General features: G+C 64.8%; 17 protein-coding genes. 10 read left to right on the top strand and 7 right to left on the bottom strand.

Features of this window, described 5'->3' with window-relative positions; all coding sequences use genetic code 11:
* The first annotated feature begins 24 nt into the window (after positions 1-24).
* The 5 genes from QFZ30_RS19980 to QFZ30_RS19960 all read left to right on the top strand — a co-directional run bounded on the left by QFZ30_RS19980 (position 25) and on the right by QFZ30_RS19960 (position 5,439).
* Positions 25-1,578, top strand: coding sequence for an aldehyde dehydrogenase family protein (locus QFZ30_RS19980; RefSeq protein ID WP_307079242.1), 1,554 nt, complete (start codon positions 25-27; stop codon positions 1,576-1,578).
* Positions 1,579-1,698: 120 nt separating this feature from the next.
* Entirely contained in the window at positions 1,699-3,297 is a 1,599-nt protein-coding gene (locus QFZ30_RS19975) for an APC family permease (protein WP_307079241.1), read from the top strand.
* Positions 3,298-3,432: 135 nt separating this feature from the next.
* Positions 3,433-4,251, top strand: coding sequence for an HAD family hydrolase (locus QFZ30_RS19970; RefSeq protein ID WP_307079239.1), 819 nt, complete (start codon positions 3,433-3,435; stop codon positions 4,249-4,251).
* 101 nt (positions 4,252-4,352) lie between these two features.
* Complete coding sequence (locus tag QFZ30_RS19965) at positions 4,353-4,601, top strand: hypothetical protein (RefSeq protein WP_307079237.1); 249 nt, start codon at positions 4,353-4,355, stop codon at positions 4,599-4,601.
* A gap of 28 nt (positions 4,602-4,629) precedes the next feature.
* Entirely contained in the window at positions 4,630-5,439 is an 810-nt protein-coding gene (locus tag QFZ30_RS19960) for a glycerophosphodiester phosphodiesterase (protein ID WP_373462868.1), read from the top strand.
* 36 nt (positions 5,440-5,475) lie between these two features.
* On the opposite strand, the gene QFZ30_RS19955 is transcribed toward QFZ30_RS19960, so the two are convergent.
* Entirely contained in the window at positions 5,476-5,913 is a 438-nt protein-coding gene (locus QFZ30_RS19955; protein ID WP_307079235.1) for a hypothetical protein, read from the bottom strand.
* Positions 5,914-6,057: 144 nt separating this feature from the next.
* Between QFZ30_RS19955 and QFZ30_RS19950 the strand changes: the two genes are divergently transcribed.
* The gene (locus QFZ30_RS19950; protein WP_307079233.1) at positions 6,058-6,282 is read left to right on the top strand and encodes a DUF6480 family protein; all 225 of its coding nucleotides are present in this window, start codon (positions 6,058-6,060) and stop codon (positions 6,280-6,282) included.
* A gap of 45 nt (positions 6,283-6,327) precedes the next feature.
* On the opposite strand, the gene QFZ30_RS19945 is transcribed toward QFZ30_RS19950, so the two are convergent.
* The 3 genes from QFZ30_RS19945 to QFZ30_RS19935 all read right to left on the bottom strand — a co-directional run bounded on the left by QFZ30_RS19945 (position 6,328) and on the right by QFZ30_RS19935 (position 10,761).
* Positions 6,328-7,350, bottom strand: a complete 1,023-nt coding sequence (locus QFZ30_RS19945; RefSeq protein ID WP_307079231.1) for an EAL domain-containing protein — start codon at positions 7,348-7,350, stop codon at positions 6,328-6,330.
* Positions 7,351-7,563: 213 nt separating this feature from the next.
* Positions 7,564-9,105 (bottom strand): putative bifunctional diguanylate cyclase/phosphodiesterase, encoded by a 1,542-nt coding sequence (locus QFZ30_RS19940; RefSeq protein WP_307079229.1) that lies wholly within the window; start codon positions 9,103-9,105, stop codon positions 7,564-7,566.
* 21 nt (positions 9,106-9,126) lie between these two features.
* Positions 9,127-10,761 (bottom strand): sensor histidine kinase, encoded by a 1,635-nt coding sequence (locus QFZ30_RS19935; RefSeq protein WP_307079227.1) that lies wholly within the window; start codon positions 10,759-10,761, stop codon positions 9,127-9,129.
* Between the two features lie 188 nt (positions 10,762-10,949).
* On the opposite strand from QFZ30_RS19935, the gene QFZ30_RS19930 reads away from it, so the two are divergent.
* Both QFZ30_RS19930 and QFZ30_RS19925 read left to right on the top strand, forming a co-directional pair.
* A complete protein-coding gene (locus QFZ30_RS19930; RefSeq protein WP_307080390.1) occupies positions 10,950-11,738 on the top strand; it encodes a class I SAM-dependent methyltransferase in 789 nt (262 codons plus the stop codon).
* Between the two features lie 65 nt (positions 11,739-11,803).
* Positions 11,804-12,928 (top strand): glycerate kinase, encoded by a 1,125-nt coding sequence (locus tag QFZ30_RS19925; protein WP_307079226.1) that lies wholly within the window; start codon positions 11,804-11,806, stop codon positions 12,926-12,928.
* Between the two features lie 35 nt (positions 12,929-12,963).
* On the opposite strand, the gene QFZ30_RS19920 is transcribed toward QFZ30_RS19925, so the two are convergent.
* The 3 genes from QFZ30_RS19920 to QFZ30_RS19910 form a co-directional block, all read right to left on the bottom strand.
* A complete protein-coding gene (locus QFZ30_RS19920) occupies positions 12,964-13,323 on the bottom strand; it encodes a LuxR family transcriptional regulator (RefSeq protein WP_307079224.1) in 360 nt (119 codons plus the stop codon).
* Between the two features lie 68 nt (positions 13,324-13,391).
* Positions 13,392-14,054, bottom strand: coding sequence for a DUF6766 family protein (locus QFZ30_RS19915; RefSeq protein WP_307079221.1), 663 nt, complete (start codon positions 14,052-14,054; stop codon positions 13,392-13,394).
* Positions 14,055-14,095: 41 nt separating this feature from the next.
* The gene (locus QFZ30_RS19910; protein ID WP_307079219.1) at positions 14,096-14,593 is read right to left on the bottom strand and encodes a DUF6328 family protein; all 498 of its coding nucleotides are present in this window, start codon (positions 14,591-14,593) and stop codon (positions 14,096-14,098) included.
* Positions 14,594-14,799: 206 nt separating this feature from the next.
* Here QFZ30_RS19910 and QFZ30_RS19905 point away from each other — a divergent pair, with 206 nt between their 5' ends.
* Together QFZ30_RS19905 and QFZ30_RS19900 are read left to right on the top strand one after the other, a co-directional pair.
* On the top strand, positions 14,800-15,699 hold the full coding sequence (locus tag QFZ30_RS19905; protein WP_307079217.1) for an SDR family oxidoreductase: 900 nt from the start codon (positions 14,800-14,802) through the stop codon (positions 15,697-15,699).
* 45 nt (positions 15,700-15,744) lie between these two features.
* Positions 15,745-16,260, top strand: a complete 516-nt coding sequence (locus QFZ30_RS19900) for a hypothetical protein (RefSeq protein WP_307079214.1) — start codon at positions 15,745-15,747, stop codon at positions 16,258-16,260.
* The last annotated feature ends 70 nt before the right edge of the window (positions 16,261-16,330 follow it).

Here is a 16,330-nt window from a genome sequence, read left to right as displayed (position 1 = left end):
TGATGGACTGGAGAAGGAGAAATAATGACCGCCACCGTTGAACAAATGCACCACGCCGGGAAAGGGCAGGACGCCATCAAGGGCCTGTACATTGACGGCGCCTGGCACCAGGCATCCGACGGCGGGACAACAGTTGTGCGCTGCCCGGCGGATGGGCGCGAGGTGGCAGTTGTCGCCTCGTCGACCATAGAGGACGCGGAGCAGGCGATCGGCAGTGCCCGGGCAGCGTTCGACGGCGGCGCGTGGCGCCGGCTCACGAACATCGAACGCGGCGAGGTCCTGCTTCGGGTAGCCGGGCTGCTTGAGCGGGACAAGGCGGCTTATGCCCGGGCCGAGGCGCTGGATACAGGCAAGCGCCTCGTTGAGGCTGAATACGACATTGACGACATTGCCGCGTGCTTCCGCTATTACGGCAAAGTAGCGGGCCTCGATGCCGGCAGGGTCATCGATACGGGCCGGGCGAATGCCATCAGCCGAGTGATCTACGAACCGCTCGGCGTCTGTGCCCTCATCGCACCATGGAACTATCCGCTCCTCCAGGCGGCCTGGAAAGTGGCACCGGCACTCGTCGCGGGAAACTCCTTCGTGCTCAAGCCCAGCGAGCTCACGCCGTCCACCTCCATCCTGCTCATGGAAACGCTGGCAGAGGCCGGGGTTCCCGCCGGCGTCGCAAACCTGGTCACGGGAAGCGGATCGAGGGTAGGTCCTCCGCTGAGTTCGGACCCGCGCGTGGATCTCGTGTCCCTGACCGGAAGCCTGGCCACGGGCCAAACGATCATGGCGGCCGCCGCGGAGACCGTGAAGCGGGTCGCCTTCGAGCTCGGCGGAAAGAACCCCAACGTCGTCTTCGCGGACGCTGACTGGGACGCCGCCGTCGACAATGCCCTGACAGCTGTTTTCCTGCACTCCGGCCAGGTGTGCTCGGCAGGGGCCCGGCTCGTCGTCGAGGAGACGATTGCGGACCGCTTCGTGGCCGAGGTGGTGGAACGTGCGAAAAGGATCCGGATGGGTGGGCCTTTTGATCCGGACGCAGAAACGGGCCCGCTCATTTCCGCCAGGCACCGTGAACAGGTCCACGCATACGTCCAGGCCGGCATCGCGGAGGGCGCCGAGCTTTTGTGCGGCGGCTACATCCCCGACGACGGGACGCTCGCGGACGGCTTCTTCTACCCGCCCACCGTGCTCGGTAACTGCCGCTCCGGTATGAGCGTGCTGCGGGAGGAGTCATTCGGCCCGGTGCTGACCATCGAAACGTTCCGGACCGAAACCGAGGCCGTTGCCATAGCCAACGACACGGAGTACGGCCTGGCGGGGGCGGTCTGGACTTCGGACGCATCGAAAGCGCAGCGCGTTGCGGGCGCCCTCCGGCACGGAACAGTTTGGATCAATGACTACCACCCGTACGTCCCGCAGGCGGAGTGGGGCGGTTTCGGCAAGTCCGGCATTGGCCGTGAACTTGGCAGCGCGGGCCTCAACGAATACCGCGAGGCAAAACATATCTGGCAGAACATCCAGCCCGCACCCAGCGGCTGGTTCGGCTCATCTCCGGACGGAACGGGGGCGGGTCCGGCCGAATAGGCAACGGCAATGGGGGAACGGCCGGGCGCTGCCCAGCGCGGTGCCCGGCCCTGATATAAACCCGCATCCAATGGCGGCCGCGGGTCATCACCATCGTGCTTTTCTCACTTAGGAGCTCAGATGTTAGAACCCACAAAACGTGCCGACGCAAGCGGCATGGACGAATTCGGCTATGCCCAGACTCTGGACCGCAGCATCGGCAAATTCGCCAGCTTCGCGGCGGGAGTCAGCTACATCTCCATCCTCACCGGCGTATTTCAACTTTTCTACTTTGGCTTTTCGATGGCCGGCCCCGCCTACGCGTGGTCCTGGCCCCTCGTGTTCGCCGGCCAGCTGATGGTGGCACTCTGCTTTGCCGAGCTGGCAGGCCGCTACCCGGTAGCCGGCTCGGTGTACAACTGGGCCAAGCGCCTCTCGTCAGGGACGTTCGCCTGGCTGGCCGGCTGGCTGCTGCTCATCTCCTCGATCGTGGCGCTCGGAGCCGTTGCCCTTGCACTGCAGCTCACCCTGCCCCAGATCTGGTCCGGTTTCCAGATCATCGGCGACGGCACCGGCACCTATGATTTCGCCCTCAACGGCGTGCTGCTCGCCAGCATCATGATCTCCATCTCCACCATGATCAACGCCTTCGGTGTGAAGCTGATGACCAAAATCAACAGCATCGGCGTTTTCGTGGAGCTCGCTGCCGCCGTGCTCCTCATCCTGGCCCTTGCTTGGCATGTGGTGCGGGGGCCGGAAGTCCTTTTCAGCACCGCAGGCTACGGCATGGACCACGACCTTGGCTTCTTCGGGGTGTTCCTCATCGGCGCCATGGCCTCCGGTTACGTAATGTATGGCTTTGACACCGCCAGTTCCCTCGGCGAGGAGACGAAGGACCCGAAAAAGACAGCCCCCAAGGCCATCCTCCGTGCAATCACGGCGTCCTTCATCCTCGGCGGCCTGATTCTCCTTGGCGGACTCCTGGCCGCACCCGACCTCAACGACCCCAAGCTGGGCGCTGCCGACGGTGGCCTGCAGTACATCGTGCTCTCCGTGCTGGGAGGCCCCTTCGGCAAGGCGTTCCTGGTGTGCATCGTCGTGGCCGTGACCGTCTGTACCCTGGCCGTTCATGCCGCTGCCATCCGCATGATGTTCGCCATGGCCCGGGACAACAACCTGCCCTTCAGCCGCCAGCTCAGCAAGGTGCATCCCGAGCGGAAGACGCCCACGGTGGCGGCCATCGTCATCGGAATCATCGCCATCATTCCACTGATCGTCAACGTCTCCCAGCCCGCGATCTTCACTATCCTTTCCAGCATCAGCATCGTCCTGATCTACCTGTCCTACCTGCTGGTCACCATTCCGCTGCTCCGCAAGCGGTTCCAGAAGAAATGGCCGCTGGCCGACGATGACACCGAACCGGGTTTCAGCCTGGGCAAATGGGGGCTGCCCGTGAACATTGTGGCGGTGTTGTGGGGCGGCGCCATGACCCTGAACCTGATCTGGCCCCGCCCGGAAATCTACAACTCGGTGCCCCCGTTTGAGTGGTACCTGCAATGGGGCGGCGTCCTGTTTGTCGGCGCCGTCACCGGAGGCGGCGCGCTCCTCTACCGGTTGAAGATCAGGCACCAGACGGGTGTGCTGGCCGCCCACGCGGCGCCCGTCCCAGAACATCCGTCGCGGGGCTCCGCCCAAACGGAACCTCCGGCTGCCACCGAACTGGTATCGGTTCCTGACTGAGCACCACGGTCGGGCAGCGCTGGCGGCCCTGGACGGGCATCCCTTCGCCAAGGTCCACCGGCGAAGGGATGCCCGCCGGCTACCGGGCTTCAAAGATGCGTCGAGTGGTCCACGCAATCCACGTAGACTGGCACGATGCGGTTGGTAGCAAGCGATATTGACGGAACGATACTTGGGCACGATGGAAAAATCAGTGACCGCACCGTCCGCGCCTTCCGCGCCTGCCGCGATGCCGGCGTCGAACTTGTCTTTGTTACCGGCCGGCCGCCGCGCTGGCTGCACCCGCTGGAAGAGCAGCTGGGGCACACGGGCACGGTGATCTGCTCCAACGGCGCCGTGGTCTGGGACCTTGAGGAAGACCGGCTGGTGTCCGCCCGAACGCTGAGCAAGGATGCGGTGCTGGAGATCCGGCGGATCATCAAGGAACTGCGCCCTGCCGCGCTCTTCGCGGCGGAAACCCTGACCGGTTTCTACCTGGAACCTGGCTTCATCGAGAACGGCTCCAGCGAACTCCTGGCCGAGTTCACGCCTGCACCGCTGGCCCGGACGCTGGCCGCGGATGATGCAGTGGTGAAGTTCCTGACGATTGTCCGTGAGGGCACGCCGGACGAATTCCTGGCGGAGGTGGGCCCCGCCGTCGGGCATCTGGCCGCCTCCACCCACTCCTCACCCGGCGTAGCCATGCTGGAGCTGTCCCTGCCGGGCGTCAACAAGGCCGTCACCCTCGCCGAATACGCCACGTCGCTGGGGATCGACGCCGCGGACGTTGTGGCCTTCGGTGACATGCCCAACGACATCGAGATGCTGCGGTGGGCGGGCCATGGTTACGCCATGGCCAGCGGCCATCCGGAGGCGATCCGGGCTGCCGGCCAGCAAGCGCCCCATTTCGACGACGACGGCGTGGCCCAGGTCCTCGAAGCCAGGCTCGCTGCCTTGGGCGTCAAGCTTCCCTGAGGCCGTAGCCAGGGTGTGATTTACAGCTGGCGCTCACCTGGCGTTCACCTTCGCGTCCTACCGTGGGCGGTGGACAGTGATCCGCGGCTTGAGGGGAAATCATGGCAATGTACGTCAACCACGAAGAGGCCGAGGCAGCGCTGCGCCCGGCGGAGCCGGCTGCGCACTGGAAAAACCTGAAGCAGGGCGATCGCGTGCGCGTCCGCCTGACCCCCGGCTTCGAAACCGGCGGGGAGGTGGATGCCATCACCTGGGACCACACTGCGGTCTGGGTGGACCTCGACGGCGGCCGCGGCCGCATCCTGCTGCACTGCAGTGACGGCGTGGAGATCGTGCCGCAAGAGGAATGAGGGCCCACGGCTCCGGTACGCTCACAACGTGACTGGACCGTTTTTCGAAGCTTCAGGTGGTGCGGCGGGTCCTCGATGTCCCGTGGCAATGGCTCATCGAGGATTTTCGCGTGAGGGACTGGAAAACTCCATGGCCGCGTTCCGCGCCGCCGTCGAACTTGGATGCCGGTACCTCGAAACGGACGTCCACACCACGTCAGATGGTGTCCTGCTCCTATTCCATGATGACACGCTGGAGCGGGTGACCGACGGCCGGGGCCGGATTTCCGAACTCACAGCGGCCGAGGTGGCTGCCGTGCGGATCGGAGGCCTGGAGCCGGTGCCGCTGTTTGACGAACTGATGACGTCCTTCCCTGAGGTCAGGGTGAACCTGGACGTCAAGGACTGGACCTCGGTAAAGAGCCTGGCCGCGGGAATCGAACGGCACCAGGCCCACCACCGGGTGCTGGTGGCCAGCTTTTCAGACCGGCGGCGCCGGGCCGTCCTGAAGCTGCTCAGCAGCCCGGTGGCGTCCTCCGCAGGGATCATGACGAATTCCCTGTTTGTGGTGCTGGGGCCGCTGCTGCCTGCCCCTTGGCTGCGCCGCGTGCTCCGCCGCGCCCTGCGGGATGTGCACGCCCTGCAGGTTCCCGTCAGGTACGGCGCCGTCCGGGTGGTCACCGCAGGCTATGTCAGGCGTGCTCATAGCCTGGGCCTGGTGGTGCACGTGTGGACCATCAACGATCCTGCGGAGATGCGGCGATTGCTGGAGCTCGGCGTGGACGGCATCGTGACCGACCGGGCCGATCTGCTCAAGCAGGTCATGCAGGAACGCGGCGAGTGGCCTGGCAGCCGATAGTCCGGACCACTCCAGGCCAGTGTTTCAAGGGTTCCGTCAGCTGCGTCCCAGGCCGGTGGACGGGTCCTCATCACCCTCGCCAGGATCTGCCCGCAGTGCATCCGGGTCGCCTTCCGGCAGCCCTGCCGACCCCGGAACATCGCGGGGAACGTCCGGGGCGCCTATGGGTGAGTCGGGTTCCGGAGGTGCGTCAGCGTCCGGGCCGGAGGAACCGGTGGAAGCTGCTGGGTCGTTGCCGGTACTGGCCGGGTTGGAAGACACGGGCCCCGTGGCTGAGCCGGTCTTCAAGCCCGGGGCCTTTTCCTTTTCGGCTTCCATGGCATTGGAACCTTCGCTGATGGACGAATGTACTTCAACGTCGCTGTTGGGGTCCGTCGGTTCCGGGACGTTGGCGTTTTCACTGGGCTTGGATGTGCCCGCCAGGTCCTCCATGGCGTTTTCTGCGGCCTTGCCTATGCTGTCGCCAATACCCATTTGACTGTTCCTTCCAGACGCTGTGAACCGGCTGGCCGCGTGCGGGACCTGCCGGGACTTGACCCTTCCAGAATTATCAGCATGCTTACAATTAGTCCAGAGCTGAGGAAGAACCGCAGCCCATCCGAGGAAGGAACCAGCACCATGAGCAGCTACCATCCGGAGAACGACCCCGCGAATCCCGATCAGCCGGGAAAGGGAACGGACGAGTCAGGGCAGGACGCGAGAGGGCGGGACTCGGCAGGCTCCGCCAATCCCGATCCGTTGGATGGCAACATCACGGGCCTTGAGCCGGGCGGGGGAGTGCCGCCAGGCGAGACTCCACCGGCCGAGGACCAGATGAGCGGGGACCAGGGACACAGCGAGTAGTTGTTGGGCTCAACTGCCCGATCATTCGAATCACGCAGGCGGGCCTCAGTGCTTGTCGCTTGCGCCTGAATCGTGCGCCAAGCGGCCTGCTCCGGTGACGTGCCGCCCGAGCCCGTCCGGATCGAGGGGGGTGTTCCAGGCCGCCCACTCCTTGGGCTGCACCGACGGGCGGCCCAGCAGGTAACCTTGGCCCGCGCTGATGCCCAGCTCGGTGAGGACCCTGAGCTCATTAGGGGTTTCAATCCCTTCGGCAACCAGTACAGTGCCGATCTGGTCCGCGAAGTCCACCATGCAGGCCGCCAAGGCGTATTGCGAGGCGTCGCTGTCCACTTGGCTGATGATGTTCCTGCCCAGCTTGATGAAGTCGGGGCGCAGATGCAGCATCCGGCTCAGTGCTCCGGTGCCGGAGTGTGAATCGTCTATCGCAATCCGGAGCCCGCGTTCACGCAGCGGCGTAATTGCGGAAACGAAATGCAGGTATTCCTCGTCCGGAATTCCTCCGGTCAATTCCAGGACAATACGGCTGATGGACAGCCCGATATGGTCGAACAATTCGGGCAGCCGTGGATCAATGCAGGACATGGGGGAGATGTTGAGGGCGACATAAAGGTGAGGCGGAAGATTGGCGGCTGCAGTGGCGGCCGAGCCGAGCGCTGAGAACTCCAGATTGGCGCCCAGTCCCACCGCGGCGGCTTCGGCGAACCACAGTTCCGCTCCGGCGCCGTCATCACTGACGAACCGGGACAAAGCCTCAACGCCCACAACGCTCTGGGATGCCAGGCCGTAAATCGGCTGGAATGCGGTCATCAGCATTTGGTTCTGAAGCAATGCGCTGATCCGTGACAGGCTCCGCAGTGTGTCCAGCTGTTCAACCAGCGCCGGCGGCATGCCGTCTACGGGCACTGCCGTGCGGGCGGCATCCGGCGTGCCCTGCTTGAGGGCATCCTGTTGTCGGGTTTCAAGAAGGTGTTCAAGGAGTGCCCGTTCGGGGACCCCGGGGTTTTCGTCCAAGCGGTCACTGAGACGCTGACGCGTTGCTGCGCCGGCAGGATCGGAATCCGCCAACACGGTCGCAATAATTCCCCATGCTTGTATCCGAACCGACATTAGCTACGCCCCCAGTTGACGAAGTAATGGCCCGTTGGCCCCTTTATTGTTCAATTTCCAGACGCCTTCGGAATACGCTACTTCTTGATTAAGTCCGGTTCCCTTTGGCACTGAAAATCGGACGCCACATCATGATCGTATATCGGGACAGGGAAAAGCGCACCAGATATGCCATTACTGTCTGGTGTTCCCTGCGGAGGACTGGGCGGCCACCAGGGCGGGAATCTGCTCGGCCGGCAGCGGCCGGCTGAAAAAGTACCCCTGGGCGCTGAGGCACCCCAGGTTCCTCAGGTGGTCGGCCTGCACCGCTGTTTCCACACCTTCCCAAACCGCTTCCAGCCCACAGGCCCGGACAAGCTGGAGAACGGCAGCCACCAGGGCAGGCTGCGTGGGATCCGTGCCCAGTCCAACGATCAGTGAGCGGTCCACCTTAACCCGGTCCACGGGCAGCTTTCGGAGGTAGCTGATGGATGAATAGCCGGTCCCGAAGTCGTCGATCTCGATGCCGACGCCCAACCCACGCAAGCCGCCCAGAGAATAGCGGTCCAGGTCGTTGCCCTTCACGATGGCCATTTCCGTCAGTTCCAGGACAACCTGCTCCGGCCGCACGCCAGTTTCCGTGAGCACGGCCCGGACGTCCTCAATGAACTGGAGGCTCTGAAGGTCTGTGGGCGAAATATTGATCCGGACAGAGAACCTGCTGTCCACTACGGAGTCGGAGATCCAGTCCCGGAGCTGTCCCACGGCGGTATTGAGCACCCAGAACCCCAGTTCGGAAATCAGCCCCGCCTCTTCCGCCAAGGGGATGAATTCGTCCGGCATGATGAGGCCGCGGCTGGGATGGTTCCAACGGATCAGCGCCTCTACACCTTCGATCCGTCCTGTGGCCAGCTCCACCACCGGCTGATAGTGGAGGACCAGGCCCTGGCCCTTGATGGCTGCGCGGAGATCGTCCACCAGCTGGCTGCGGAGCCGGCGGACCAGCAGGAGCCCGGGCTCGAAGATATGGAGCCTGTTCTGTCCCTCGGCCTTGGAGGCGTACATGGCTACATCGGCCTGCATCAGCATGTCCTCCGGCCCTTGCCCCGCGTCCCCGACGCTGAGCCCGAGGCTCGCCCCGCAGCGGATGCTCCGGTCAGGCAACTCGATTGGTTGCTGCAGGGCAGCCAGGATACGTTGCCCCACAATGGAGGCCTGGTCCGGGCCGGTGGCCGGCATGACGACGGCGAATTCGTCGCCGCCAAGCCGGGCAACGACGTCCGTTTCCCGTACGGCGCCCCGGATGCGTTCACCCACGGTGATCAGGACCTGATCGCCGACGGTGTGGCCCAGGGTGTCATTGATGGTTTTGAAGGCATCAAGGTCCAGCAGCAGGATGACCGGCGCTTCACCGTCCCGTGCCCCGTTGCCCTGCGCCGACTTCAGGGCAGCAAGGAGGGCGGAGCGGTTGGCAAGGCCGGTGAGGGGGTCCTGCATGGCCATTTCCTGCATTTCCAGATGGGCTTCGCGGAGCAGCTGGGTCCGGACTTCGACGCGTTGCTCAAGTTCCTGATAGATGATCTGCAGGTCCTCGGCAAGCATGTTGGTCCCCATGATGATGGCATCGAGCTCGTCCCGGGCCGGGGAGACTTCGATGCGCGACTGGAGGTCTCCGGAGGCAAGCCGGACAATGCCATCCAGCAGCCGGGAGAGCCTGGGATCGTTGTCAGCGAACATCTGGATTCCCCCTTCCCGGGATCAGTTGGCCTGGTTCCCGCCGGAGTCCAGGGGGAGGCTGACGGTGACCGTTGTTCCTGTACCCAGTTCCGAGGCTACGTGGATGCGGCCACCGTGGCGATTCACGATGTCCTGGGTTATGGCCAGTCCAAGGCCGGTGCCCGGGACTGCCCCGGCCATGGCATTGGAAGCGCGGTAGAAGCGGGTGAACACGTGGGAGAGCTCGTCGCTGGATATGCCGATCCCTGTGTCAGCCACGCTGACGGTGGCCCACCGGGTCCCGTCAGCGGCCGCCTGCGAAACGCTGCCCACCTGGATCTTTCCGCCGCTTGGCGTGAATTTGATGGCGTTTGAGACCAGGTTGGTAAAGACCTGTTGCAGTTGCACTTCATCGCCCATGATCTCAGGATCCTCCTGGGCGGGTTCGAGCGCTATTGTCACGTTCTGGAGCTTTGCCAGCGGCCTCAGCGCGCCGGCGACGATATCCAGGGTCCGCCCAAGCCGCACAGGGGTTAGATGCAGCGGACTGTCCGTGTGCCCGTCGCGGGAAACGCTCAGCATGTCTTCGATCAGCAGCCTCAGCCGCTCGGTGTTCCGGACCACGATGTCCAGCATCTGGTGGACCTCAGTGGAGACCGGATCGGCAGTGCTTTCCTGGATCATGTCAAGGTAGGCCATGATCGACGTGAGCGGGGTACGCAATTCATGGTTGACGGTGGCAAGGAAGTCGGTCTTGGCCTTGTCCAACTGCTGAAGCTGCTTGACCACCTGCTGCTGGCTGCTGATGAGGTGGCTTTGGATCAGCCCGTGGGCGGCGTTGCCCGCCACGTGTTGGATCAGCCCGAGCTCGGCCCGGGACCAGCCCCGCGGTTTGTCCAACAGGGCAATCCAGATGAGGCCCAGGGATGAGTAGCCTTCCCCCATGGGGACCAGGACGGACGCAGTGGCGTGCAAGGCCCTCAACGATCCGGGCAGCAAGCCGCCCAGGGCGGCATTGGAGCCCTCCGATCCATCCGACGTCAGGGCTTCTGCCCTTGACCAGAGGAGATCCGCCGTCCGAAGCGCCCATTCCTCGTCTGTGAGCAGGCCATCAGGCAGCGGGTCCAGGCCAGGCCGGTTCCACTGGGCTGTAATGCGGGGGACCCTTTCGTCTTCGAAGGTGGTCAGCCAGACGTGGTCGGCCCCGAGAGTTTCACCGAATCCCGCCACGACGTAGTCGGCGATCTCTTGGGGATCGTTGGTTCCGCGGACGGCCGCCGAAACCTGCCGAAGCTGTTCGCGCAATGCTTCCGCCTCGTGGCGGGCCTCAGTGCGCCGGGCGACGAGGTTGATGAGGGCGGTGGTGCGGTGGACGAGTTCCCTGGCGTCCGGAGGTTTTGAGATGGAGTCCCTGATGCCGGAACGTTCCATTGCTGCGGCTTCGGCCTGGTTGTCCAGGTCCACGAGAACCAGGACGGGAACATGGGTCTCCACGGCGGACAGCGAGCTGTCAACCACCAGGACTGACAGATCATCGCGGTGGAGCAGCGCGGAAAGCGTGGTGTCGTCCCCGGCAGTATGGACCGTGTAGCCGGCGGCACGGAGTGCCGCAGCAGTGAAGTCCCGGCGGCCGTCGTCGGGGTCCGCCACGACGGCGGCGCGCAGCACAGTTGCCACATTTGGTGTGTCCGCTGGCACCCTGCCCCCTTTTGGCTCCTGGTTGAATACATTCTAGGGGGATGCGGGGCGGCTGGTCCCTTATCGATGTGTTGGCTCTCGGCGGAACCGGCTGCAACGGGCTGACGCATACAGCCCGGCGGGCGGTCGGGACATATATTTGGACAGTGTCCTCCTCAGCAAGATTGTTGCTTTCTGCCTTGCAGAAGTACCTGATCATCCCAAAGCTCCTCCGGCTGTCCCGGTCCGCGCCCAAGAACAGGCCCGTGGCCTGGGACCGGTACTGGGCGGGAATTGCCAGGACAGGTGTCCAGGGAGAAGTGCTCTGGGACTCCGGGAACGATCACGAGCTGCTTGGCTACCGGGACGTCCTTCAGCGGCACCTGGATCCTGGACTTCCCGTGGTGGACATCGGCTGCGGCCACGGCAGCTTTACCCGTGCCCTGTCGTCCTACTTCCCGCAGGTCCTGGGCGTGGATGTGTCCTCCCATGCAGTGGCCCGGGCCAGGAGCGAATCCGCGGGGATGGAAAACGTCAGCTACGTGGTGCGGGACATGACGGCGCCGGGGGCCGGGGCCGGGCTGGTTGGTCCTACTGACGCCAATGTCTTTATCCGCGGGGTGCTTCATGTGCTGGATCAGGCCGACCAGGCAGCGCTGGTGGACAACCTGAGGGAGCTCGTGGGAAGCCGGGGCACGGTTTTCCTCGCGGAAACGAACTTCCAGGGGAACCCCGTGGATTATATTGCGCACCTTGGTGCAACAACGCGGAACATTCCCGAGCCGTTGGAACGGGCGATCCGCGAACTGCCCATGCCGGGCCACTTCGGGCCCGCCGAACGCAGCAGGGTGATGCCCACGGATATCTGGGAGCTGGTGGAGGACGGCCCCGCGACCATCGAAACGAATCCGATGACGGGCGTGGCCGGTGCCAGCGCCGTTCCGGGCTATTTCGCAGTGCTCAGGGCGCGGCGGTAGGCGGTCAGGTCCGCATCCCGGCGCGGGCAAGCGCTTTCCACCCGGATGCTGGCATGATGGACGGCATGCGCATTCTCATCGCTCCGGACAAGTTCAAGGGCTCGCTTACCGCTGCGGAAGCCGCCGCCGCCATCGCTGAAGGTGCGCTCCGCGTCTACCCCGACGCGGTGGCCAACCAGTTCCCGATCGCCGACGGCGGCGAGGGGACCCTGGAGGCAGCGGTCTCAGCGGGGTATGAAGAGCGACTCAACGCCGTGGTAGGCCCCATCCTTGCTCCCGTCGGGGCTGCCTGGGCTTTCCGCAAGAACGGCTCCGGGGGCGCTACCGCTGTCATCGAAACGGCGCAGGCGTCAGGCCTGGCGCTGATGGAGCCCACTCCGGCGAACGCCCTCCGGGCCCACAGCTATGGCTGCGGCCAGCTGATCGCTGCCGCCCTTGATGCCGGGACCACGGAAGTTGTGTTGGGCCTTGGCGGGTCGGCCATGACCGACGGCGGCAGCGGCGCCCTGCGTGCGCTTGGCCTCAAACCGCTCGACTCCGCGGGAAACGTGGTGCCGCTCGGCGGGGGATCGCTCGCCGACGTGGTGGCCCTGGATACTTCAGGGCTGGATCCACGGCTGTCCGCCGTCTCCTTCAGGATCGCCGTGGACGTGCAGAACCCGCTGTTTGGAACCACGGGCGCCGCCCACGTCTTCGGCCCGCAGAAGGGGGCCGATGAGGAGGCCGTTGAACTGCTCGACGCCGGGCTACGCAACTGGGCGTCCATCCTCCGGGAGGCGACGGGCCGGGACGTCAACATTGGCGGGGCGGGCGCAGCAGGCGGCCTCCCGGCGTCGTTCCTTGCCTTCACAAACGCCCAGCTGGAAGGCGGGTTCGCGCTGGTTGCCGGACTCACAGGGCTGGCGGAGCAGTTGGCGGACGCGGACCTGGTGATCACCGGCGAAGGATCCATGGACTCCCAGTCCCTGACCGGCAAGGCGCCCATCGCGCTCGCCGATGCCGCCCGTTCACGGGGCATCCCAGTCATCGTGGTGGCGGGCCGAATTCTGGTCACGCCTGAGGCCCTTGCCGAGCACGGCGTCGTGGCTACCGCCCAACTCCTGGACGTTGCCGCCAGCCCGGCAGACGCCATAGCAAATGCGGCAAAGTACCTGGCGTGGGCCACAGTGCAGGTCCTGGAAGGGGCGTAGCCGGTCAAAGCCGGAGGCCGGCTCCGGCAGGGCCGCTACACGATGGTGGTGTTTCGGCGGCGGCGCCAGATCAGGATCACCACCAAGGTGATCAAGGCGACTGCGCCGATCACCAGCGGAGCGTAGTCGAGCCGCGTCGCTTCAGCCCCGCCGGTTTCGCCCGTTCCAGGGTTGGCGGGACCCGTGGAGGCCGGATCTGTGGGCGACGGATTGGTAGTGGAGGCGGCCGCGGCGGCATGCACGGCCAGCGCGGCACGTACCTCCGGCGCCTGCACCTGGGGAACTTGGACAGCTGACGCAGAGGCTGCAGGAGCGGCCTGCGCAGCAGGGCCTAATGCCGGCACCGCAACGAACAGCGCCAGCGCCACAATGAGGGTCTTCAGGATGTTCCGCATCGCATTTCTCCTGCTCGGTTCAGGCGGCCGGTGGGGCGGCTGCTCCGGACGGCGGGGGTCCATGGAACTCACGCGCCGGTTTCGTAGTGTGGCTCGGCTACAGGTTTGGACTCCGGGGACCCCTTTTCCCGGAGATAGACCGAGGCGCCCACCAGGACCGCGACGGCAAGGAATTCACTTTGCCAGTTCTGGAAGGATTCGAACCAGAAGCGGCTTGTGGCCAGGTAGCCAAGCAGCGTGACAGTGGGCTGGCCGTGGCTCTGTTGCTCCTGGTTGTATTCCTCCGTGCCGCCCAGTGCATGGAGGCTGAAGGAAGCAAGGAACAGCACCAGGAGGAGCGCGGACAGCGAATGTTCATATAGCTTCAGGACCACGCCGCCGCGTTTCACCGGCCACGGCGTGCTGTGCTTGATTCTGGCATCGCGCGGATCCTGGTCCTGCGGGGCCGTCCTGCCCATCGGCTTGGACTCGGAAGACCCCTTCTGGAACAGGAAAACCGTCAGGATGACGTACATGGCCATCTGGAGGAATTCGGATTCCCAGTTTTCAAACGTGGCTTCCACAAACTGGCCGGTAGCCAGGTACCCCAGTATGGAAACGGCCGGCTCTCCGTGGGCGGTTTGGTCCTCGCTGTACGCGGCTGCCCCGGAGATGATCATTCCACCGAAAAACATCAGGAACAGGGCTAGATTCGCGAGCAGCAGCCCATGTTCCTTGGCCCATTTACCCATCTTTTCCTCCCGTTGATTGGCTTTGCTGGTGTGGCAGGACGTCAGCTTCTCGCTGTGGCACGTCTGTTGAGGTGCAGCGGGATGTAGATCAACAGCACAAGGAGGATGGCCAGCAGCACGCCCCCGGCGGTCAGGCCGGCCGTGCGGCCGGCTGTCACGTCAAACACAAGGGCCGCAGTTCCCACGCTCAGGATCGCAACCCCCGCCAGGGCTATCTTGGTGATCGAGTCGGCGCTTGACACCAGGGTTTCCTTGAGGCGCTGGCGGAACAGCCGCCGGTGCACGCTGACCGGTAGCAGTATGAAGGCCGTCGTCAGGGTGGCGACCACAACGTTGGACAGGTAGAGGCCAACCTGGAAATCATCCAGGTCCTCGAAGCGCTGCTGGAAGGGCAGGGTCAGCAGGAAGCCGGCAAGAATCTGGACGCCGGTCTGCAGCACCCTGAGTTCCTGCAACAGTTCAGCCCAGTTCCGGTCCAGCCGCTCTTCCCGGGTTTCGTTCCGTCCCGTACTGCCGGTGAAGTCCTCCACATCCGACATTGCTTCTCCTCACCGCGCTGGCCGGCCTGGCCCGACGGGAGGCCACGTTCTCCCAAGTTAGGCCGAAGTTGCGCCAAGATCAACATTTGATAAGTTTACTGATTATTCGCCCCGAACGGTGGACTTTGCTCCGCCCATGGGGATAGTTTCAAAGGGCCGGTGCATGCCGGAGCCCATCGGAAACCGACCAAGTGAGTAGGCGGACTGTGAGCGACAAGAAGAAGCAGACGGACCAGCCCACGGACCCCCGGGGCGGCTATCACTCGGGCCCGTTTCCTGAGCAGGAACAAAAGCAGCCCGGCCTCACGGCGCCCATGGACCCCAAACCGGACCACGGTGAACTCAGCTACGAAGGGCACGGTGCGCTGCAGGGAAAAGCTGCGCTGATCACGGGCGGCGACTCGGGGATCGGCAAGGCGGCAGCCATCGCCTTCGCCCGAGAGGGGGCCGACGTCGCGATCTCCTACCTCCCGGAGGAGGAAGAGGATGCCCAGGACACAGCCGACTGGATCCGGAAGGCCGGCCAGCGTGCCCTCCTGCTTCCGGGTGACGGGCGCGAGGAGGAGTTCAGCACCCGGATCGTGGAAGACGCTGTGGCCGAGTTCGGCGGCCTGGATGTGGTGGTGCTCAACGCGGCGTACCAAAAAAACCGGGAGAGCTTCGAATCCCTCCCCACGGAGGAATTCGACCGGGTCTTCAGGACCAATCTCTACTCCCTCATCTGGACTGCCCGGGCGGCAGTGCCGCACCTGTCGGCTGGCTCCTCGATCATCACCACGGCATCCATCCAGGCCTTTCATCCGTCCCCGGGCCTGATCGACTACGCCATGACCAAAGCCGCCCAGGTTGCCTTCACCAAGGCCCTGGCGCAGGAGTTGGGGCCGAAGGGTATCCGCGTTAATGCTGTTGCTCCCGGTCCCGTCTGGACACCGCTGATCCCCGCCACGGAGTGGCCGAAGAAGCTTCCCACGTTCGGCCAGGACACTCCGCTCCAGCGGGCCGGGCAACCCGCAGAGCTCGCCGCTGCCTACGTGCTGCTGGCGTCCGAACAGGGATCCTACATTTCAGGGGCCGTGCTGCCCGTGACCGGCGGCAAGGGACTCTGAGCAGTTCATAGGTCAGATTCATCCACATCCAAAACAGGAGGAACCATGAGCCAGGACAACCAGCACGCTGAGCCGGAAGAGGAAGTGGGCGGCTACGGCACGCCGACGGCGGAGCAGGAGATGGGCGGTGCAGACAGCAAGCAATTCGCCCAGCCCCGCGAGGAAGAGGATTTTGACGAAGCCGGCCTCAACCAGGACAGCCCCGCCGGTGAGACGTTCGCCACCGGCTCCCCCAACCTCGGCCATTTCAACGAGGAGGACCAGGACAGCGCGGGCGAGCCCGGAGCGGGCCGCTTCGGCGGCACGGACGAGCAGTTCCACGCCGAAAGTGACACCAACGACCCCGGGTTTGAACCGGGGGAGCCGCCGATCCCGCGCGATGCCGATGTGCCCTCCGCCGAGGCCGAGATCAACGAATCCAACGCTGATAAACAGGGTTCCGAGCCGTTCTCGTCGGAACCGGGGCAGGAAGCCGCAGGGCTCCCCGACGGCAGCGGCAACGACCTGCCCCAGGAGAAGTCCCCCAAGGACGACGACGAGGAAAGTTTCGACGCCGGGTAGCCGGTTGGAGGTCGGGATTCCCGAAGCACCGCAAAGCCTCGGCCAGGGCGAGGCGGCGCGTGTCGGACGC

The organism is Arthrobacter pascens, from assembly GCF_030815585.1.
In the GTDB taxonomy this organism is placed as follows: domain Bacteria; phylum Actinomycetota; class Actinomycetes; order Actinomycetales; family Micrococcaceae; genus Arthrobacter; species Arthrobacter pascens_A.
Note: the sequence above shows the minus strand (reverse complement) of the source record. Positions and strands in the feature narration are given on the sequence as shown.